This window comes from uncultured Nostoc sp. (genome assembly GCF_964245445.1).
Classification (GTDB): Bacteria; Cyanobacteriota; Cyanobacteriia; order Cyanobacteriales; family Nostocaceae; genus Nostoc.
Genome location: NZ_CAXTNE010000012.1, coordinates 1 through 17,063, shown reverse-complemented (window position 1 = coordinate 17,063; position 17,063 = coordinate 1). Strand labels below are relative to the sequence as shown.

Sequence of the window (17,063 nt, the reverse complement as noted above, 5' to 3'; positions counted from 1 at the left end):
AAATGAGGTAACTATGGCTCGATATCAAGAAACTACACAGACTGAAACTCTACACCTACCTTCAATTATCACATCCAAAGGCGTTGCTGCAACTGAGTTACGTCCTTGGGGTGCTTTTACAGTTTTGGAAGAAGGGCGCGGATACAAAATCAAGCGCATTGAAGTTAAGCCCGGACACCGCCTCAGTCTACAAATGCACCACCACCGCAGTGAACATTGGATTGTTGTCTCTGGTACAGCTAGGGTAACTTGTGGCGAGAAAGAAGTCCTACTGAGCAATAATGAGTCAACATACGTACCCCAATGTACATCTCATCGTTTAGAGAATCCTGGCGTGATCCCATTGGTGTTGATTGAAGTGCAAAATGGCGAATACTTGGGAGAAGATGATATTATTCGCTACCAAGATGACTATGCCCGTACTAAGGATTAAAGCTCTAATCTAAAAACTGAATACATTTTTGTGCAAACCATCTTTGGGAACCACTGCACCCCAGAAGTCCCTACCTAGTTAAGGTGGGGACTAAGGTATGTTGTGCTATAAATGTAGTAATAGCGATCGCGCTCATAGCTTCGATGATTTGGAATTTTCAAGAAGCTAGGATTAACCCATCTGTCTGTAAAATGAAGATGGCGTCTTCAATTGCAAAAAACGAGTTTCATGATTCATCTGAGTCAAGCAGCTGCGAGTGAAATTGGGCGCATAAAGTCCAAGCAGCAGCCAAATGTGTTATTTCGATTGGCAGTAAAACCAGGTGGTTGTTCCGGTTTATTTTATGATATGTCCTTCGATGAAGCAATAAAAGTTGGCGACCAGGTTTTCGACTTGGATGAGATTCAAGTAGTCATAGATGCTGCCAGCTTAAATTACCTCAACGGTTTGAGGGTGGATTATTCAGAAGACTTAATGGGTGGTGGTTTTCGCTTCCACAATCCCCAGGCGATCGCAACCTGTGGCTGTGGTAATTCATTCTCCACAACTAGTCAATAATCCTTAATTAGCGATCGTTTGCCAATAACAAAGGAAAAATGACCAAGTAATTAAGGAAAAACTACAATTGACATAAACCCGTAAAAAACGATATAATTAGGATTTGTTAAAACTTAGACATATAAGCAGCTTTACGCGCTGTAACTCATGCCAACAATACAGCAGCTAATACGTAACGAGCGCGAACAAGCGCGTCAGAAAACCAAGTCCCCGGCTTTGAAACAATGCCCCCAACGTCGGGGAGTTTGTACCAGAGTATACACGACTACACCAAAAAAGCCTAACTCAGCTCTACGTAAAGTAGCAAGAGTCAGACTGACCTCTGGATTTGAAGTCACAGCTTATATTCCAGGTATTGGTCACAACTTACAAGAACACTCAGTTGTGATGATTCGTGGCGGTCGGGTTAAGGATCTACCAGGCGTGAGATACCACATTATCCGTGGCACCTTAGATACAGCCGGAGTCAAAGACCGTAAACAAGGGCGTTCCAAGTATGGAACTAAGCGTCCGAAAGAAGCGAAAAAATAGGATTAGGCGATTAATCGCACCCAACACGATTAATCGTCTACTTAAGAAGCGCTCAAGGACAAAAAACAATCATGGTCTGTGTTCTAACAGCAGTATGAAAGCTGCTCAAGTCTGTTTAAAAAAACAAGCAAGCTATACCTACACTAAGCGAGCAAGTGTAGAAGTTCAGAGGATAACGCTGTAACCCACAGCAGAACTATAATCTGGACATTAAGGTTTAGAATGTTGTCGCTTTGAGTATTTAGTTGCAGTTAGCAAGTCAATGAATTTTAGATTTTAGATTTGCGGTTTTGGATTGGTCGAACCCACAAGGGGATGAGGCTTACAGACTTTTGATTTTTTCCAATCCTTGTGGTCGGAACATCTACCAAAAACTCTAATCCAAAATTGGCAGTCAATAAGTCAGCCTTGCTGCAACAATCGAAAGCAAAATTAAGAAAGTCTGAGGGTTGAATTCCACAGCTTTTAGTTTCCGGTGTCTGATAGCATATAATTTCGTTGCCAATTCCGAATTAAAGGTGAAGTATGTCTCGTCGTGGTGTTATTCAAAGGCGCCCAGTTCCGTCTGACTCTGTATATAACAGTCGCCTTGTGAGCATGATTATCAGACGGATCATGCGTCATGGCAAAAAATCACTTGCCGCACGGATTGTTTATGATGCATTAAAAACTATTGAGGAACGCACTGGTGCTGGTGCGTTGGAAACCTTTGAAAGAGCAGTGCGAAATGCCACGCCTTTAGTAGAAGTAAAAGCTCGGCGAGTTGGTGGAGCAACCTACCAAGTACCAATGGAAGTGCGTACAGAACGGGGCACTACCCTAGCACTGCGTTGGTTAGTGCAATATTCCCGCTCCAGACCAGGTCGGACAATGGCAAGCAAACTGGCAAATGAATTAATGGATGCTGCCAACGAAACTGGCAATGCTATTCGGAAACGTGAAGAAACGCACCGGATGGCGGAAGCTAACAAAGCATTCGCACACTATCGTTACTAAGTAGAAAAGCGATATATCGCCCTCCAGAAGCGTTATATCGTAGATTTACAAAAAGAAGACGGTTTTCCCTAAAAGTATAGAATCTTAACAAAGAGTAATATACAAGATATCATGAGGCAAAAACTATAGGAGGTAGCTGTGGCACGCACGATCCCGCTAGAGAAAGTACGCAACATTGGTATTGCGGCGCATATAGATGCGGGCAAAACAACAACAACAGAGAGAATATTATTTTACTCTGGGATAATTCATAAAATTGGCGAAGTTCATGAAGGAACTGCCGTCACAGACTGGATGGAGCAGGAGCGGGAGCGGGGAATTACCATTACTGCTGCTGCTATCAGTACCAGTTGGAAAGATCATCAAATTAACATTATCGATACTCCGGGTCACGTAGACTTCACAATTGAAGTTGAGCGTTCCATGCGCGTGTTGGATGGTGTAATCGCAGTATTTTGTTCTGTGGGCGGCGTGCAACCGCAGTCTGAGACAGTGTGGCGGCAAGCAGAACGCTACAAAGTTCCTCGGATAGCCTTTATCAACAAGATGGATCGCACCGGAGCGAACTTTTATAAAGTTCACGAGCAAATTCGCGATCGCCTGCGGGCGAATGCGATCGCCATTCAACTACCAATTGGTAGTGAAAATGACTTCCGAGGTATCGTTGACCTAGTAAGGCAACGTGCGTATATTTACGCCAATGACCAAGGTACTGATATTCAAGAAACCGATATCCCGGAAGAATTGCAAGCGCAGGTAGACGAATTCCGCACCAAGCTAATAGAAGCCGCAGCAGAAACCGATGATGCTCTGATGACTAAGTACTTCGAGGGCGAAGAACTTACAGAGCAAGAAATTCGGACTGCCCTGCGTAAAGGCACAATTGCGGGGACGATTGTACCAGTACTTTGCGGTTCAGCATTCAAAAATAAAGGCGTGCAGTTAATGCTGGATGCCGTTGTAGATTACCTGCCAGCGCCAAGTGAAGTACCGCCAATTCAAGGCTTACTGCCCAATGGCGATACTGTTGAGCGGCAAGCTGATGACAACGAACCCCTAGCGGCTCTGGCATTCAAGATTATGGCTGACCCTTACGGTCGCTTGACATTTGTTCGCGTTTATTCTGGTGTCCTGAAAAAGGGCAGCTACGTTCTCAACGCTAGTAAGAATAAAAAAGAACGGATTTCCCGCTTAGTTCTAATGAAGGCAGACGATCGGCAAGATGTCGATGAACTGCGAGCGGGTGATTTAGGAGCAGCTCTGGGATTGAAAGACACCTTGACAGGTGACACCCTCTGTGATGATGGATCGCCAGTAATTCTGGAATCCCTATTCATTCCTGAGCCTGTGATCTCGGTGGCGGTTGAACCCAAAACCAAGAACGACATGGACAAGCTGTCCAAGGCTCTGCAATCTCTCTCAGAAGAAGACCCCACCTTCCGTGTCCGTGTCGATCCGGAAACAAACCAGACCGTGATCGCGGGAATGGGAGAGCTACACCTAGAAATTCTAGTAGACCGGATGTTACGAGAATTCAAGGTGGAAGCGAATGTAGGTGCGCCACAAGTAGCTTACCGAGAAACAATTCGGAAAGCTGTGAACAAAGTTGAGGGCAAATTCATCCGCCAAAGTGGTGGTAAAGGTCAATACGGTCACGTTGTGATCAATTTGGAGCCTGGAGAACCCGGTACTGGCTTTGAATTCGTTTCCAAAATTGCTGGCGGTACAGTACCTAAAGAGTACGTTGGCCCCGCAGAACAAGGAATGAAAGAAAGCTGCGAATCCGGTGTTCTAGCTGGATATCCGTTGATTGACGTTAAAGCGACGCTAATTGATGGGTCATACCACGATGTAGACTCTTCAGAAATGGCTTTCAAAATCGCTGGTTCAATGGCGATGAAAGAGGCCGTGCTGAAAGCTTCACCTGTCATCTTAGAGCCTATGATGAAAGTTGAAGTTGAAGTTCCTGAAGACTATATGGGCAACGTCATTGGCGACCTCAACACCCGCCGAGGGCAGATTGAAAGCCAAAGCACCGAAAAGGGACTCGCTAAGGTAACATCCAAAGTTCCACTGGCGAGCATGTTTGGCTACGCCACTGATATTCGGTCAAAAACGCAAGGTCGGGGTACCTTCACGATGGAGTTCAGCCACTACGAAGAGGTGCCTCGCAGCGTAGCTGAAACTATCATTGCAAAAAGCAAAGGGAACGCTTAGTTAAAATAAGGAAATGAGCATTCATGGCACGCGCAAAGTTTGAAAGGAATAAACCCCATATTAATATCGGTACAGTTGGCCACGTTGACCACGGTAAAACTACCTTGACAGCAGCCATCACCATGACCTTGGCAGCTACGGGTCAGGCTGTAGCTAAGGGCTACGACCAAATTGATAATGCCCCAGAAGAAAAGGCACGGGGTATTACCATCAATACCGCTCACGTAGAGTATGAAACTGCAAGTCGGCACTATGCTCACGTAGACTGTCCAGGACACGCTGACTATGTGAAGAACATGATCACCGGTGCTGCTCAGATGGACGGAGGTATCCTCGTAGTTGCTGCTACCGATGGTCCTATGCCCCAAACCCGCGAACACATCCTGTTGGCAAAACAGGTAGGCGTTCCCAGTCTGGTTGTCTTCTTGAACAAAGAAGATTTGATGGATGACCCAGAACTCTTGGAACTAGTAGAACTAGAACTGAGAGAACTGCTTTCAAGCTACGATTTCCCTGGCGATGATATCCCTATTATCAAAGGCTCTGGTCTGCAAGCTCTGGAAGCAATGACCAAGAATCCTAAGACCCAACGCGGTGAAAATCCGTGGGTAGACAAAATCTACGAATTGATGGATGCTGTAGATTCTTACATCCCCACTCCTGAGCGGGATGTTGATAAACCCTTCCTGATGGCTGTAGAAGATGTGTTCTCAATTACAGGTCGTGGTACTGTCGCCACCGGTCGGATTGAACGGGGTGTAGTCAAAGTTGGTGATAACGTTGAACTAGTGGGTATCAGAGATACTCGCGCCACTACCGTAACTGGTATTGAGATGTTCAAAAAGAGTCTCGACCAAGGTATGGCTGGGGATAACGCTGGCGTACTACTCCGGGGTATCCAGAAGGCTGATATTGAACGGGGTATGGTCATCGCCAAACCTGGTTCGATTAAACCTCACAATGAATTTGAAGGTGAAGTGTATGTCCTAACAGAAAAAGAAGGTGGTCGTAAGACTCCATTTTTCGCTGGCTACCGTCCCCAGTTCTACGTGCGGACAACTGATGTAACTGGTACCATCAAAGCCTACACCTCTGATGAAGGCAAAGAAGTAGAAATGGTAATGCCAGGCGATCGCATTAAGATGACAGTAGAATTGATCAACGCGATCGCTATTGAACAAGGAATGCGCTTCGCTATCCGCGAAGGTGGTCGCACCATCGGTGCTGGTGTGGTCTCCAAAATTATCAAGTAGCACCTTTTCGCTTATAACAAAGGAGCAGAGATGGTATTTATTGTGCCTCTCTGCTCCTTTCTCTTCCCTCTATTCTAGGTACTGGTGATTAGGGATTAGGGATTGGGTATTAAGTTCCCAGTCCCCAGTCCCTAGTCCCGAGTACCCTAATTACGCAGAACCTGGAAAATTAAAGATGGCAACTCTACAGCAGCAGAAAATTAGAATTCGCTTACAAGCTTTTGACCGACGCTTATTAGACACATCTTGCGAGAAGATTGTAGACACAGCTAACCGCACTAATGCTACAGCCGTAGGTCCAATTCCTTTACCAACAAAACGCCGGATCTATTGTGTGCTGCGATCGCCTCACGTAGATAAAGATTCACGAGAACACTTTGAAACCCGTACTCATCGCCGGATTATTGATATTTACCAACCCTCTTCTAAGACTATTGATGCCCTGATGAAATTGGATCTACCATCGGGTGTAGATATCGAAGTCAAACTTTAATTTAGTCATTGTTCATTGCTCATTAGCAAAGGACAAAGGACAAAGGACGAAGGACGTTAGTATAAATTATCATATAGCCCTGAGATATATTTCTTTAGGGCTTTTATTTAGCTAGGAAACAAATGATAGAATGTAGATAAAGTACGGGAAAACAGAGAAAAATTATTTTTAAGATTAAGTTTATACCAAAGTAACAATGACATCATCTTCTAAAATTGCAGTTCGTGAACTACCTCTGTTCCCGTTACCCGAAGTAGTTCTATTTCCTACTAGACCATTGCCTCTGCACATCTTTGAATTTCGCTACCGAATCATGATAAACACGATTTTAGAGAGCGATCGCAGGTTCGGTGTTTTGATGGTCGATCCTGTTAAAGGTACAATTGCAAATACTGGTTGCTGTGCGGAAATCGTTCATCACCAACGGCTGCCAGATGATCGGATTAAGATGTTGACTTTAGGGCAGCAAAGATTTCGGGTATTAGAGTATGTTCGTGAAAAGCCATACCGCGTTGGCTTAGTTGAGTGGATTGAAGACCAACCACCGACTAAAGATTTGCGACCTTTGTCTTCTGAAGTAGAACAACTACTGCGGGATGTTGTGCGTCTATCAGCCAAATTAACCGAACAAAATATCGAACTGCCAGAAGATTTGCCTGACCTACCAACAGAGTTATCTTATTGGGTAGCAAGTAATCTTTATGGTGTCGCCGCAGAGCAGCAGTTATTGCTAGAAATGCAAGATACTGCAACTCGTTTAGAGCGGGAAGCAGAAATTTTAACCTCTACTCGGAATCACTTGGCAGCTCGCGCTGTTCTTAAAGACACATTTAATGAGAAGTGATGTGTGATGATTAGAGACGCGATTAATCGCGTCTGTACAGCAGTTAGGACTTAGGAAGAAATAACAAAAAATAAAATATTGGCAACTTATAATTTATAGTCTCTAGCTGATAACTGATAACTCCTAACTTCTCAAGTAAAAGCGCTGATCGGCAAAATATTGTAAGCGCCAAGAATTTTTAAAATTTCTGTGTGCATAATTAATTCTGCTAAAGCAGATTGCATTTGTGCTTCCTTGACATCCGCTTCTAAATCCATGAAAAACAAGTATTCGCCTAGCGATCGTTTCGTCGGACGAGATTCAATCCGGCTGAGGTTAATTCCTAGTTGAGCAAATATTTGCAAAGGTTTGAGTAATGCTCCAGGTGTGTTGGCAGGCATACTAAAAGCCAGCGATGTGTGACTAGCGCGTGTTGTTGATGCCTGATATCCAGCGTCCGCTTCACTCTGACTTACTACCCAAAAACGAGTAAAGTTTTCTGGATTGTCATTGATGCCACTAGCAAGTATCGGCAAGTTGTAGAGTTGAGCCGCTCTACTAGATGCGATCGCTGCCGTTGTTGTCTCTTGCTCCAATCGCTGTAGTGCTTCGGTTGTGGAATTACTAGGAATAATTTGTACAGTCGGCACAAACCGCTCTAACCATCCCTGACATTGTGCCAAAGCTTGCGGGTGAGAGTAAACAGTTTTAATTTTATCTAAGCTAGACGCGCAAGAAATTAATGTATGGACAATGGGTAATACCAAAGCCAACTGAATTCGCAAATTGTCTAACTGCCAAAGTGTATCTAGTGTTGTTGTAACACTCCCTTCAATAGAATTTTCTGCTGGCACAACAGCCAGGTGGGCTTGACCATCAGCAACGGCATGCAGTGACTGGGAGATGGTGGGATAAGGACTTAACATAGCTTCAACTCCCGTACTTTTAGTCAACCAGTTGATATAAAGAACAGCTGCTTGTTCTGTGTAAGTGCCGGGAGGCCCTAAATGTGCGATCAATAAAGTCATACCTTTAGCCTTGAGTTGTGAGTTTAATCCGTAAACAGAGATTATGATATTTTGGTTTTGGCAAATATATCCAACATCTACTCTTACAAAACACTGTTATCTCTTAAATTTACGCACTAAATAAATAGACTGAAATATGTATCCAATAAAACAAATTATGAAAATCAGTACTTATACTAAATAGACTTTCTGGTAGTTTTTTTTACTAAATTCCTCTGAAGATTTAAAAGCAATTATATTTGTTTCTGACCATATAAAAATGCATATTGTTGTTTTTTTGTCAAGGATTAAATTAGAATCTATATTTCTTGAACTAAAGATAGTAATGAGCGTACCAACTTTTTGCTAGTGATGTATAGCTGATAAGCAACAATCATTTTTATCGTCAATGAATTTTGTACTTTTTTAATAATCAGCTTTAATTTATTAAAAAATATTAAAATTAAGAAACAGATATTTTTATCCGCTCATGGCTACCCGGTTTACTGCCTCCCAATCGGTTGAAATCGCTGTTCCAGAGCAGCCTATTCCCATTCAGCACTACTTGCGCCAGCCTCAACGTCTAGTTAAGGCTTTGGCTGACAATAGTAGAATTGAGCAGCTTTCTGAGGAAGTATTTCGTTTGAAAATGCGTCCGTTAACTTTTATGTCATTGAGTATTCAACCTACTGTAGACATGAGAGTTTGGGCAGAATCAAATGGAATAATTTATTTGCGATCGCTAGGCTGTGAAATCCTGGGCTTCGAGTATATTAACCAACGCTTTGCTCTCAATTTAAAAGGGCATTTGTCTCCCAAAGAGTTAAGCACTGGCGCTCGCCTCCAAGGAAGGGCTGATTTAGAAGTGCTGGTGGATTTGCCACCGCCATTTTCCTTCACTCCTAAGCCAATTTTAGAAGCTACTGGCAATGCCTTGCTCAAAAGCGTGCTGTTGTCGGTCAAACAACGGTTATTAAATCAACTTCTGGCGGATTATCGCTACTGGGTGATATCACAAACCAAAGATAGAGGACTTAGCGGTAACAGTACTGAATTGCCAATCTTGAATGCTGAGTAATTATTTAATCACTCAGTGTTCAGTATTTTGATTTGGCAAGGACGAAAAGACTGACGATGTAGGGGCGAGGGCCCATATTGTTGCAGAGCCAGCAAATGCTGCTGGCTACCATAACCCTTGTTACGCTCCAGGCTGTACATAGGGTATTTTAATGCTAGACGCAGTACCAGTTCGTCACGCCAAACCTTGGCAACAATACTAGCAGAGGCAATAGCGAGCGATCGCTCGTCCCCCTTAATTATTGTTTGTTGCGGCAATAGTAAGTCTTTGATTGACTGATTACCATCAACCAGGCAGAGTGCAGGCTGTACCTTTAACCTCAGTACAGCCCTTTTCATTGCTAACAGCGTCGCTTGCAAAATATTTATCTTGTCAATTTCGGCAGTAGAAGCAAACCCTATTTTCCAATCTATAGCCAGATCACAAATCTGCTGTGCTAGCTGAGTTCTACGAGAACTAGATAACTTTTTACTATCTTTGATTTTAGCTGCCATTAGTATTGGCAAAGCATGACCTGGTAGGATCACTGCTGCCGCTACCACAGGACCAAATAGAGCGCCTCGCCCGACTTCATCCACACCTGCAACCAACCCTGGAATCTCTGACAAGGTAGAAAACTCCAGCCAATTGGATTGTTCCAAGGGCGTTGGCGACGTTTCCACCATAAAGCAAATTAATTATCCTCGAGCGCTGAGGAACGACGGCGGCGGCGACGGCTAGCAATGGCAGCGCTGTTCGCATCACTTTCATCTTCGTTGGCGGAAGCTTTCGCAGACAAGCTACCCGTTGGGCTAGCAGTCAACTCAGATGGTTCAGTTGTCTCTTCTATCAAAGGTTTTGGTTCTGGCTCAATAACTTTTGGTATTAGTATCTTGCTTGGGATTATTTCAGGTGTTGCTTTTTGGAAAATAGTTGATTCTGAGGTTGATTCAGTTGGAGTCGTTGGTTGTTGACCAGGTTGAATCACGTTAATAATCACAGACTTGGGATTTTTAACCTCTTGCTCTAACTTCACCAAGGGAGATATTCCCATCAAAGCAAAGATATCCTGTTCCTGGAGGCTCATTTCTACAGTTCTAATCTCCGGTGGTTCTACCACTGGTTTGACTGGCTCTGCCTTGATAATTTTAGCGCGTTCTACAGTCCGATCTATAGTGCGATCTACTACAGTGCGCTCTACTCTTTCACTCCAACCTGGTTTACCAAGAGTGGGTGAGGGAATCTCTTGTGCAACTCCTAGTTCTGGTTCAACATCAAGGTCTAAGTCTGGCTCGTTGACAAAAGCCAATGGATTGGCTACAACCCGAACTTCATCTTTCCCGTTTAACCCATTGATGGGAATTCGACTGCGGCGAGTGCGAGTACGACGCTTATTATCATTAAGGTCTTGATAACTAGGATGATTAATCAGATTTAAGTTACCCGATTCTAAGTCGCCCTCAAATGCTTCTGAAAATCCATCATAGGTTTCTCGTGGTTCTGGGATGCGGGCAGCAGGCTGACGTGGTTCTCGGTGAGGCAGGGGTACAAAACGCTCACGTTCACGCTCTGGTGTTTCTGCTGGTATTGGTAATCGGTTTTCGATTTCTCCAGGCAGACGCACAGTATGTCCTAAACCACCACAGGTGGGGCAAATTTCACCAAACAATTCGTAAATGTTTTGACCTTGGCGTTTGCGGGTTAGTTCTACTAAACCCAGTTCGGTGAGTTGGGCAATTTGCGGACGAGCTTTATCTGCTTTGAGTGCTTTATTAAAGTGTTCGAGAACTTGCAGTTGATCGCGTCGTGATTCCATATCAATAAAATCAACAACGATCACCCCAGCGATATTCCGTAGACGCAACTGGCGAGCAATTTCTGTTGCAGCTTCGCAGTTTGTCCACAAAACTGTTTCTCTAGCTGTTGCCGATCGCGTGAAGGAACCTGAGTTAACATCAATTACGGTTAATGCCTCTGTCGGCTCAATGATGATGTAGCCTCCAGAAGGTAGGTCTACTCTCGGTTTGAGAGCTTCTCGAATGGCGGCACTGATGCGGAAATACTCTAAAATTGGAGAGCGATCGCGGTGATGGTCAATTAACAATCCTTGTGGTGTTTGACCTCCGCTCCAGTTCTGCAAGTACTGCTTCACGCGCTTCAAACCAGTACTGGAATCTACGACAATTCGATTTACATCCGCGCCGTACATATCCCGCAATACGCGCTGAATGAAGTCATCGTCCCGATTGAGTAGTGCTGGGGCACGGGTGGAGTGTGCTTCCTGCTGAATGGCTTCCCATTGCTTTTGCAGCAATTCCAAATCTTCCATAATCGCTTCTTCGGGTTTGCCTTCTGCTTCTGTACGCACAAGCAAACCCATTCCCGCCGGTTTGACCAAAATTGCTAATGCCCGCAAGCGATTACGCTCACTTTCACTTTTAATCCGTCGGGATAAATTTACACCTCTACCATAAGGCATCAATACTACGTAGCGTCCGGGTAAAGTAATATTACCCGTTAGCCGCGGGCCTTTTGTCCCCGTTGGCTCTTTCATTACTTGCACCAAAACTTTCTGCTGTGGTGCTAGTAGTTCTGTAATTGCTGCTGCGGTACGCTTTAGCTTCAGTGGTCCTAAGTCGGTGACGTGAATAAAACCGTTGCGCTCTGGGTCGCCAATATTGACAAAAGCCGCATCTATCCCAGGCAATACGTTTTCTACTACTCCTAAGTAGATATCACCTATTTGGTGATGACCCGTAGCAACAACTAGTTCCTGTATTTGATCTTCAGAAAAGACAGCAGCAATTTGGTGCTGCTCCGCGATGATAATTTGTTTTGGCATTCAATTTCCTCAAAATTGGCAGCACCAATAGGTCTGGAGGTTTGTTATACCTTTGTTGCCCCTGCAACCCTCAAAAGGCGCTACTGATAATAAAAATCGCAAACCTGAGCTTCTAAATTAAATAGCTATTGGCGCTCTTAAGAGCATTTTTACGGCGGATTATTCCAGAACGGCTGCATGTTTAAGCAATTAAATCAACCATCCGTGGTTGATTTTTGATGCAATACCCTCAATAAAGAGAGTTCTGAATTAAAAGTTCTGAATCCTGAGTGAGTTTTTAACTCAGGAAGCTTTATTTGAGAGTAACCTACTGATGTCGTTAAGAAAAAGAAACTATTTCTATTTTCCATTCCCCGGATTTATCCTTAGGGTTATACTCAGCAACGCCAGCTGCTACCCTACTTTAAGCCGCGCTTTGCGCGTCTCGTGAACGTCTGCAAATTCGACCTAACCGACGGCAGTTGTTTAACCTACGGGAACGCCAAAGGCGAACAACTCTAGAAAAGTAGCTCACTAGCTCTTTGGCACTACTGGGGATTAAACATTCAGCAGCTGTTTAAAAAGCATGGATTTAGAGAATTAAGCGAGCCTGCTGTTAGTTACTGATTCACAAGGTAGCTATATAGAGAGTGTCTGTTCTTTAATCTGCCTCAGTTTGTCTGGGATAAAATCCTAGAATTTACACTCTAATATCTTTGCTTTCGCCCCCTGAACACCAGGGTAGTGAACCAGCTAATTCAATGCAGCGCCAGAAAATTTCTCTTCACCCCATTCTAACGCAACCTTGCTAAAAATCAATTCCAACGATATAGCCATGTTAGGACAACTACTAGCAAGCTGCCCTAAAGGGATTATACCCCTAAAATTAGCCGATTGCGGTGGATGTGCAGGAGTTGGAATTCTCCACTAGCCACCATCCCTAGCATAAACAGGATTTGTTCAGGACGCAATAGAAAACCATCTTGGCGATAGCTACCTACATAACGGATAACAGATATACATTCTGCAATACTTTTGTAGTTTTCTACTAATTCCAGTTCAAACAAGCGATCGCGCAGATTTATTAACTGGCTCTTGCCTGACTTTGTTGTATGCTCGTACCACAGTTCGTCTTTTGCTTTGATGGTATCAATCCATTCTTGCCATTGTATAGGTGTTACTTCTTCGAGTGCTGCTACGGTAATCAAATATTCTGCGGTTTCTAGCAGTTGAGTCGCTGCCGGAGTTTTTAAATCTATCTGTTCCACATCATATATAGGTATGTCTGTGGGCATTTCTCGAACCAACTGTTCTCGAAAAGTATCGACTGCCACTGGTACAGTTAACTCAAAATCTGCAATTTCACCACTACTAGTAGCTCCTAGAGCCAAAGCAGTTGCTACAGAAATTCGCGGCATTGGATGAAATCCACCAGTGAAAGCGATTGGTAAGCCTGCTCGCCGCACAACTCGGTCAAACAAACGGATTAAATCTAGGTGGCTTACCAAAGCCATATTACCCTGTTTCCCAAACCAAACTCGCAGTCTTTGTACCTTAGTTGTGTTGGGGACAAACTCGCCAGCGAACTTCGGAATAGCTGGTGATTCAATCACAACGTTATGGCCAAAATCGGTTCCACATACGCCACAGTGGGAACAACCTTCAAAAGAGCAATCGGGTACAATTGCAGCTTCTAAGGCGCGTTGCAAGTCTTCTTTGAGCCACTTTTTGTCAATCCCGGTATCAATATGATCCCAAGGCAGGGGAGTATCGAGGGAGTGGGGAGTTGGGAGTGGAGAGTTGGGAGTGGGGAGTTGGCTATTTTCTGCATCTTTCGATCTTTTCTGATCTTGTGCGTGAAACAAATTCCATTCGCCATTTTCTACTTGGCGGTATTTCCAGTCTAGATCGGCTTGAGCGATCGCAGACCCCCAAGCGCTAAAAGCCTGATCTAAATTTTCATACCAGGAATCCATACCCGCACCCAATTCCCAGGCACGCTGGACGACTTTGCCCAAATTGCGATCGCCTCGTCCCACAAAATCTTCCATTGCCGAAATGCGAACATCGGTAAAATTTACCTTCACTCCCTTTATTCGGCGGAATTCTTGCCGTAACAAGTTTTGTTTGCGTTTAAATTCAGTGGTAGAAACTGAGTGCCATTGGAATGGTGTATGGGGCTTAGGCGTAAAGTTAGAAATCGTCAGGTTAAAGTTAAGAGGTTTTCTGCCCTTGCCTCGACATTCTCGCTGTAGCCAGCTTACTGTTTCGGCAATGCCTAAAACGTCAGCATCTGTCTCACCCGGCAAGCCAATCATAAAATACAACTTGATTTTATCCCAGCCTTGCTCCCAAGCGGTTTTCACCCCCCGCAATAATTCTTCATTCGTCAAACCCTTATTTACGATGTCTCGCATCCGCTGAGTTCCAGCTTCTGGAGCAAAAGTCAGTCCACCTTGCCGCATACCCCCAAGGATATTGGCAATATTTTCATCAAATCTGTCTACCCGTTGGCTTGGTAGAGTCAGAGAAATATTTTCATTTTTTAAGCGATTTTTGATTTCCATCCCCACTGCTGGCAGAGACAAATAATCAGAACAACTCAGAGATAATAGGGAAAACTCATTGTAACCAGTTGCCCGCATCCCCTGTTCAATTGCTTCTACAACCTGATCGGGTTCTACATCCCGTGCTGGTCGAGTTAGCATTCCTGGTTGACAGAAGCGACAGCCACGAGTGCAACCACGCCTAATCTCAATGGTCAAGCGGTCATGCACCGTTTCCACGTATGGAACTAACCCAATGGAATACGCGGGTATGGGAGTTGCAACCCGTCGCAGAATTCGTTTTGGTACGTCTAGGCGACGAGGATGAACAGAGCCATCCTCTGCCATGTCGTAAAACTGAGGGACATATACACCTGGTATCTGTGCTAAGTCCAGTAACAGATGTTCTCGACTCAATCCTGCTTGTTTACCTTCTTCCAACACCAAGCCAATTTCTGGCAGCAGTTCTTCTCCATCTCCAAGGGCGATAAAGTCGAAGAAGTCGGCATAAGGTTCGGGATTGGATGTTGCTGTTTGCCCACCAGCAAAAATCAATGGAAACTGGGACTGGAGATTCGGAAATTCTCCCCCTGCAACGCCAGCTTTTTGCCGTTCTCGCCACGTCTTGGGAATTCCAGCCAAATCCAACATTTCTAGGATATTAGTTGCACCCAGTTCGTAACTGAGGCTAAAACCTAAAATGTCGAATTCTGTGAGCGATCGCTTTGACTCTACAGCAAACAATGGCGTATTAGTTTCGCGTAGTTTGGCTGCCAGGTCTTTTCCTGGGAGGTAGGCGCGATCGCACAATTGACGCGGTTGGGCATTCAAGATGTTATAGAGAATGATGTGCCCTAAATTGGATGCACCGACTTCATATACTTCTGGATAAGTTAATACCCAGCGTATTGCTGCCGTATCCCAAGGTTTGTGTACTGCTAAACGCTCATTACCCAGGTAACGCCCTGGTTTTAAAATATCCGATGTTATTAATTTTTCAACTGCAACAGCCACTGTGCTATCTTCTAGCTACCTTAATTACAGCTACTCAAACCCAACCTTAGCATTTAATTAGGTCTTCTAACCGAGTTTACCGTTGCAACTTATAACTCCTTTACATAAAGTCCAGTTCATACCCAAAACTTGGTGCTTTTATATAAAGTTATGTTGCACCCAACTCAACTTCACCATCCAATATTTCAAATACCCTATCGAGTTGCGTTAATTCAAAAATAATTCTAATTGACGGAGCAACAGCGCAGAGTCGGAAACCCCTTTCTAAACTAAGAGCCAGCTTGTGTATAGATAACAATGCCATCAACCCCGCGCTGTCTAACGATTCTACTGCTGCGAGGTCTACTACCAAGATGGAAATATCATTTTGTGCTAACGCTGTGGTCATATCTCGTTCAAATTCCAAGGCGTTTGTAGCATTCAAAAAGCCTTGGGGGCGAATCACTGCAATCTTCGGATAGTTAAGCACTGCCTGCATAGTTACATCCTATTGAGAATTATTAAAGCGTCAAGCTAAGAATTATTTGAACATAAACTCTATTTTGTTGCATCGCCCATATGTCTTACTTCTCTTTGCTGAATCTTTATTGCTTTAGTATCTCTGTTTAAAGATTGTCATAATTCCAAGTTAAAATGTTATTTTATATACTTTTTTTTTATGCTAGTTCAAAAACAATCAACTATAGACAGCCGTAGAAACGACAAATCATCAGTAAGTATGCTGAGAAAACTTGCATAGTCTATAGCTAAAGCTAATTTAGCCAAGTCTTAATGGTAAGTTAAATTTCTCACTTTAGCGTTGCTGATGGCATCCGACATCCTCATAGTGAATTATCTCTTTAACTAATTAAAATGTGATTTATATGACTTTTAGATCACTATTTATGCTTAGATAAATCGGGAATAATTGGTATCATATAAACTTAGGTTATTATTTATGAGAACTAAATACGCTATTCGTAAATTAGTAGAAAAAGCTCTTGACATTAAAAAATTAACTCCTGAGATAGAAAATGAAATCAACTTAGAATTGACGGAACTGGGTTACATTTCTGACGTTGATTACGAAGCTCTGGAATTATTAATGGCAGAGATGGATGCTGGTAGAATTCAGTTGGTTCCTAACTTGGGATATTCCTAATTGCTTAGGTATAGAGGTTTATTGCTTATATCAATTGAATTTGATTATGGCTGAAGCAATCAAAATTTCAAGTAGGGAAAACAAGTTTTAGTAAGAGGATATTTGAAAAGTATTTTTATTAACATCAAAGTTTCAGAAACATCTTCTCTACAAGGGAATGGGGAATGGGGAGT

15 protein-coding genes are annotated in these 17,063 nt (G+C 43.6%); 10 read left to right on the top strand and 5 right to left on the bottom strand.

The features are described from left to right. Window positions 1-13 precede the first annotated feature (13 nt). The 8 genes from ACFE90_RS03620 (at window position 14) to ACFE90_RS03585 (ending at window position 7,325) form a co-directional block, all read left to right on the top strand. Window positions 14-433: a cupin domain-containing protein gene (locus ACFE90_RS03620; RefSeq protein WP_375497862.1), complete on the top strand. Its 420-nt coding sequence runs from the start codon at window positions 14-16 to the stop codon at window positions 431-433. Between the two features lie 228 nt (window positions 434-661). Further along, complete coding sequence (locus tag ACFE90_RS03615; protein WP_375497807.1) at window positions 662-991, top strand: HesB/IscA family protein; 330 nt, start codon at window positions 662-664, stop codon at window positions 989-991. 147 nt (window positions 992-1,138) lie between these two features. Continuing rightward, complete coding sequence (gene rpsL / locus ACFE90_RS03610) at window positions 1,139-1,522, top strand: 30S ribosomal protein S12 (protein ID WP_012410236.1); 384 nt, start codon at window positions 1,139-1,141, stop codon at window positions 1,520-1,522. A 525-nt stretch (window positions 1,523-2,047) separates the two neighbouring features. After that, window positions 2,048-2,518: a 30S ribosomal protein S7 gene (gene rpsG / locus ACFE90_RS03605; RefSeq protein ID WP_069070112.1), complete on the top strand. Its 471-nt coding sequence runs from the start codon at window positions 2,048-2,050 to the stop codon at window positions 2,516-2,518. Between the two features lie 138 nt (window positions 2,519-2,656). After that, a complete protein-coding gene (gene fusA / locus ACFE90_RS03600; protein ID WP_375497805.1) occupies window positions 2,657-4,735 on the top strand; it encodes an elongation factor G in 2,079 nt (692 codons plus the stop codon). A gap of 23 nt (window positions 4,736-4,758) precedes the next feature. Then, window positions 4,759-5,988, top strand: a complete 1,230-nt coding sequence (gene tuf, locus ACFE90_RS03595) for an elongation factor Tu (protein WP_375497803.1) — start codon at window positions 4,759-4,761, stop codon at window positions 5,986-5,988. A 175-nt stretch (window positions 5,989-6,163) separates the two neighbouring features. Next, on the top strand, window positions 6,164-6,481 hold the full coding sequence (gene rpsJ / locus ACFE90_RS03590) for a 30S ribosomal protein S10 (RefSeq protein ID WP_017320518.1): 318 nt from the start codon (window positions 6,164-6,166) through the stop codon (window positions 6,479-6,481). Between the two features lie 196 nt (window positions 6,482-6,677). Next, complete coding sequence (locus ACFE90_RS03585) at window positions 6,678-7,325, top strand: LON peptidase substrate-binding domain-containing protein (protein WP_375497801.1); 648 nt, start codon at window positions 6,678-6,680, stop codon at window positions 7,323-7,325. A 131-nt stretch (window positions 7,326-7,456) separates the two neighbouring features. Here ACFE90_RS03585 and pheA read toward each other — a convergent pair whose 3' ends face one another. Continuing rightward, complete coding sequence (gene pheA / locus ACFE90_RS03580) at window positions 7,457-8,332, bottom strand: prephenate dehydratase (protein WP_375497799.1); 876 nt, start codon at window positions 8,330-8,332, stop codon at window positions 7,457-7,459. Between the two features lie 469 nt (window positions 8,333-8,801). Here pheA and ACFE90_RS03575 point away from each other — a divergent pair, with 469 nt between their 5' ends. After that, complete coding sequence (locus ACFE90_RS03575; RefSeq protein ID WP_375497797.1) at window positions 8,802-9,389, top strand: DUF1997 domain-containing protein; 588 nt, start codon at window positions 8,802-8,804, stop codon at window positions 9,387-9,389. An 8-nt stretch (window positions 9,390-9,397) separates the two neighbouring features. Here the strand turns inward: ACFE90_RS03575 and ACFE90_RS03570 are convergent, their stop codons facing one another. The 4 genes from ACFE90_RS03570 to ACFE90_RS03555 form a co-directional block, all read right to left on the bottom strand. Beyond that, entirely contained in the window at window positions 9,398-10,054 is a 657-nt protein-coding gene (locus ACFE90_RS03570) for a ribonuclease HII (protein ID WP_375497795.1), read from the bottom strand. A gap of 8 nt (window positions 10,055-10,062) precedes the next feature. Next, window positions 10,063-12,210: a ribonuclease E/G gene (locus tag ACFE90_RS03565; protein WP_375497793.1), complete on the bottom strand. Its 2,148-nt coding sequence runs from the start codon at window positions 12,208-12,210 to the stop codon at window positions 10,063-10,065. Window positions 12,211-13,061: 851 nt separating this feature from the next. Then, a complete protein-coding gene (locus ACFE90_RS03560) occupies window positions 13,062-15,749 on the bottom strand; it encodes a TIGR03960 family B12-binding radical SAM protein (protein ID WP_375497791.1) in 2,688 nt (895 codons plus the stop codon). 148 nt (window positions 15,750-15,897) lie between these two features. Next, entirely contained in the window at window positions 15,898-16,227 is a 330-nt protein-coding gene (locus ACFE90_RS03555) for an STAS domain-containing protein (RefSeq protein ID WP_375497789.1), read from the bottom strand. A 459-nt stretch (window positions 16,228-16,686) separates the two neighbouring features. On the opposite strand from ACFE90_RS03555, the gene ACFE90_RS03550 reads away from it, so the two are divergent. After that, window positions 16,687-16,890 (top strand): hypothetical protein, encoded by a 204-nt coding sequence (locus tag ACFE90_RS03550; RefSeq protein WP_375497787.1) that lies wholly within the window; start codon window positions 16,687-16,689, stop codon window positions 16,888-16,890. Window positions 16,891-17,063: the final 173 nt, after the last annotated feature.

Bases quoted from the DNA above. Each gene is read 5' to 3' on its own strand.
- ACFE90_RS03620 (WP_375497862.1), top strand. From the start codon at position 14: ATGGCTCGATATCAAGAAACTACACAGACTGAAACTCTACACCTACCT.
- ACFE90_RS03615 (WP_375497807.1), top strand. From the start codon at position 662: ATGATTCATCTGAGTCAAGCAGCTGCGAGTGAAATTGGGCGCATAAAG.
- rpsL (WP_012410236.1), top strand. From the start codon at position 1,139: ATGCCAACAATACAGCAGCTAATACGTAACGAGCGCGAACAAGCGCGT.
- rpsG (WP_069070112.1), top strand. From the start codon at position 2,048: ATGTCTCGTCGTGGTGTTATTCAAAGGCGCCCAGTTCCGTCTGACTCT.
- tuf (WP_375497803.1), top strand. From the start codon at position 4,759: ATGGCACGCGCAAAGTTTGAAAGGAATAAACCCCATATTAATATCGGT.
- rpsJ (WP_017320518.1), top strand. From the start codon at position 6,164: ATGGCAACTCTACAGCAGCAGAAAATTAGAATTCGCTTACAAGCTTTT.
- ACFE90_RS03585 (WP_375497801.1), top strand. From the start codon at position 6,678: ATGACATCATCTTCTAAAATTGCAGTTCGTGAACTACCTCTGTTCCCG.
- pheA (WP_375497799.1), bottom strand. From the start codon at position 8,332: ATGACTTTATTGATCGCACATTTAGGGCCTCCCGGCACTTACACAGAA.
- ACFE90_RS03575 (WP_375497797.1), top strand. From the start codon at position 8,802: ATGGCTACCCGGTTTACTGCCTCCCAATCGGTTGAAATCGCTGTTCCA.
- ACFE90_RS03570 (WP_375497795.1), bottom strand. From the start codon at position 10,054: ATGGTGGAAACGTCGCCAACGCCCTTGGAACAATCCAATTGGCTGGAG.
- ACFE90_RS03565 (WP_375497793.1), bottom strand. From the start codon at position 12,210: ATGCCAAAACAAATTATCATCGCGGAGCAGCACCAAATTGCTGCTGTC.
- ACFE90_RS03555 (WP_375497789.1), bottom strand. From the start codon at position 16,227: ATGCAGGCAGTGCTTAACTATCCGAAGATTGCAGTGATTCGCCCCCAA.
- ACFE90_RS03550 (WP_375497787.1), top strand. From the start codon at position 16,687: ATGAGAACTAAATACGCTATTCGTAAATTAGTAGAAAAAGCTCTTGAC.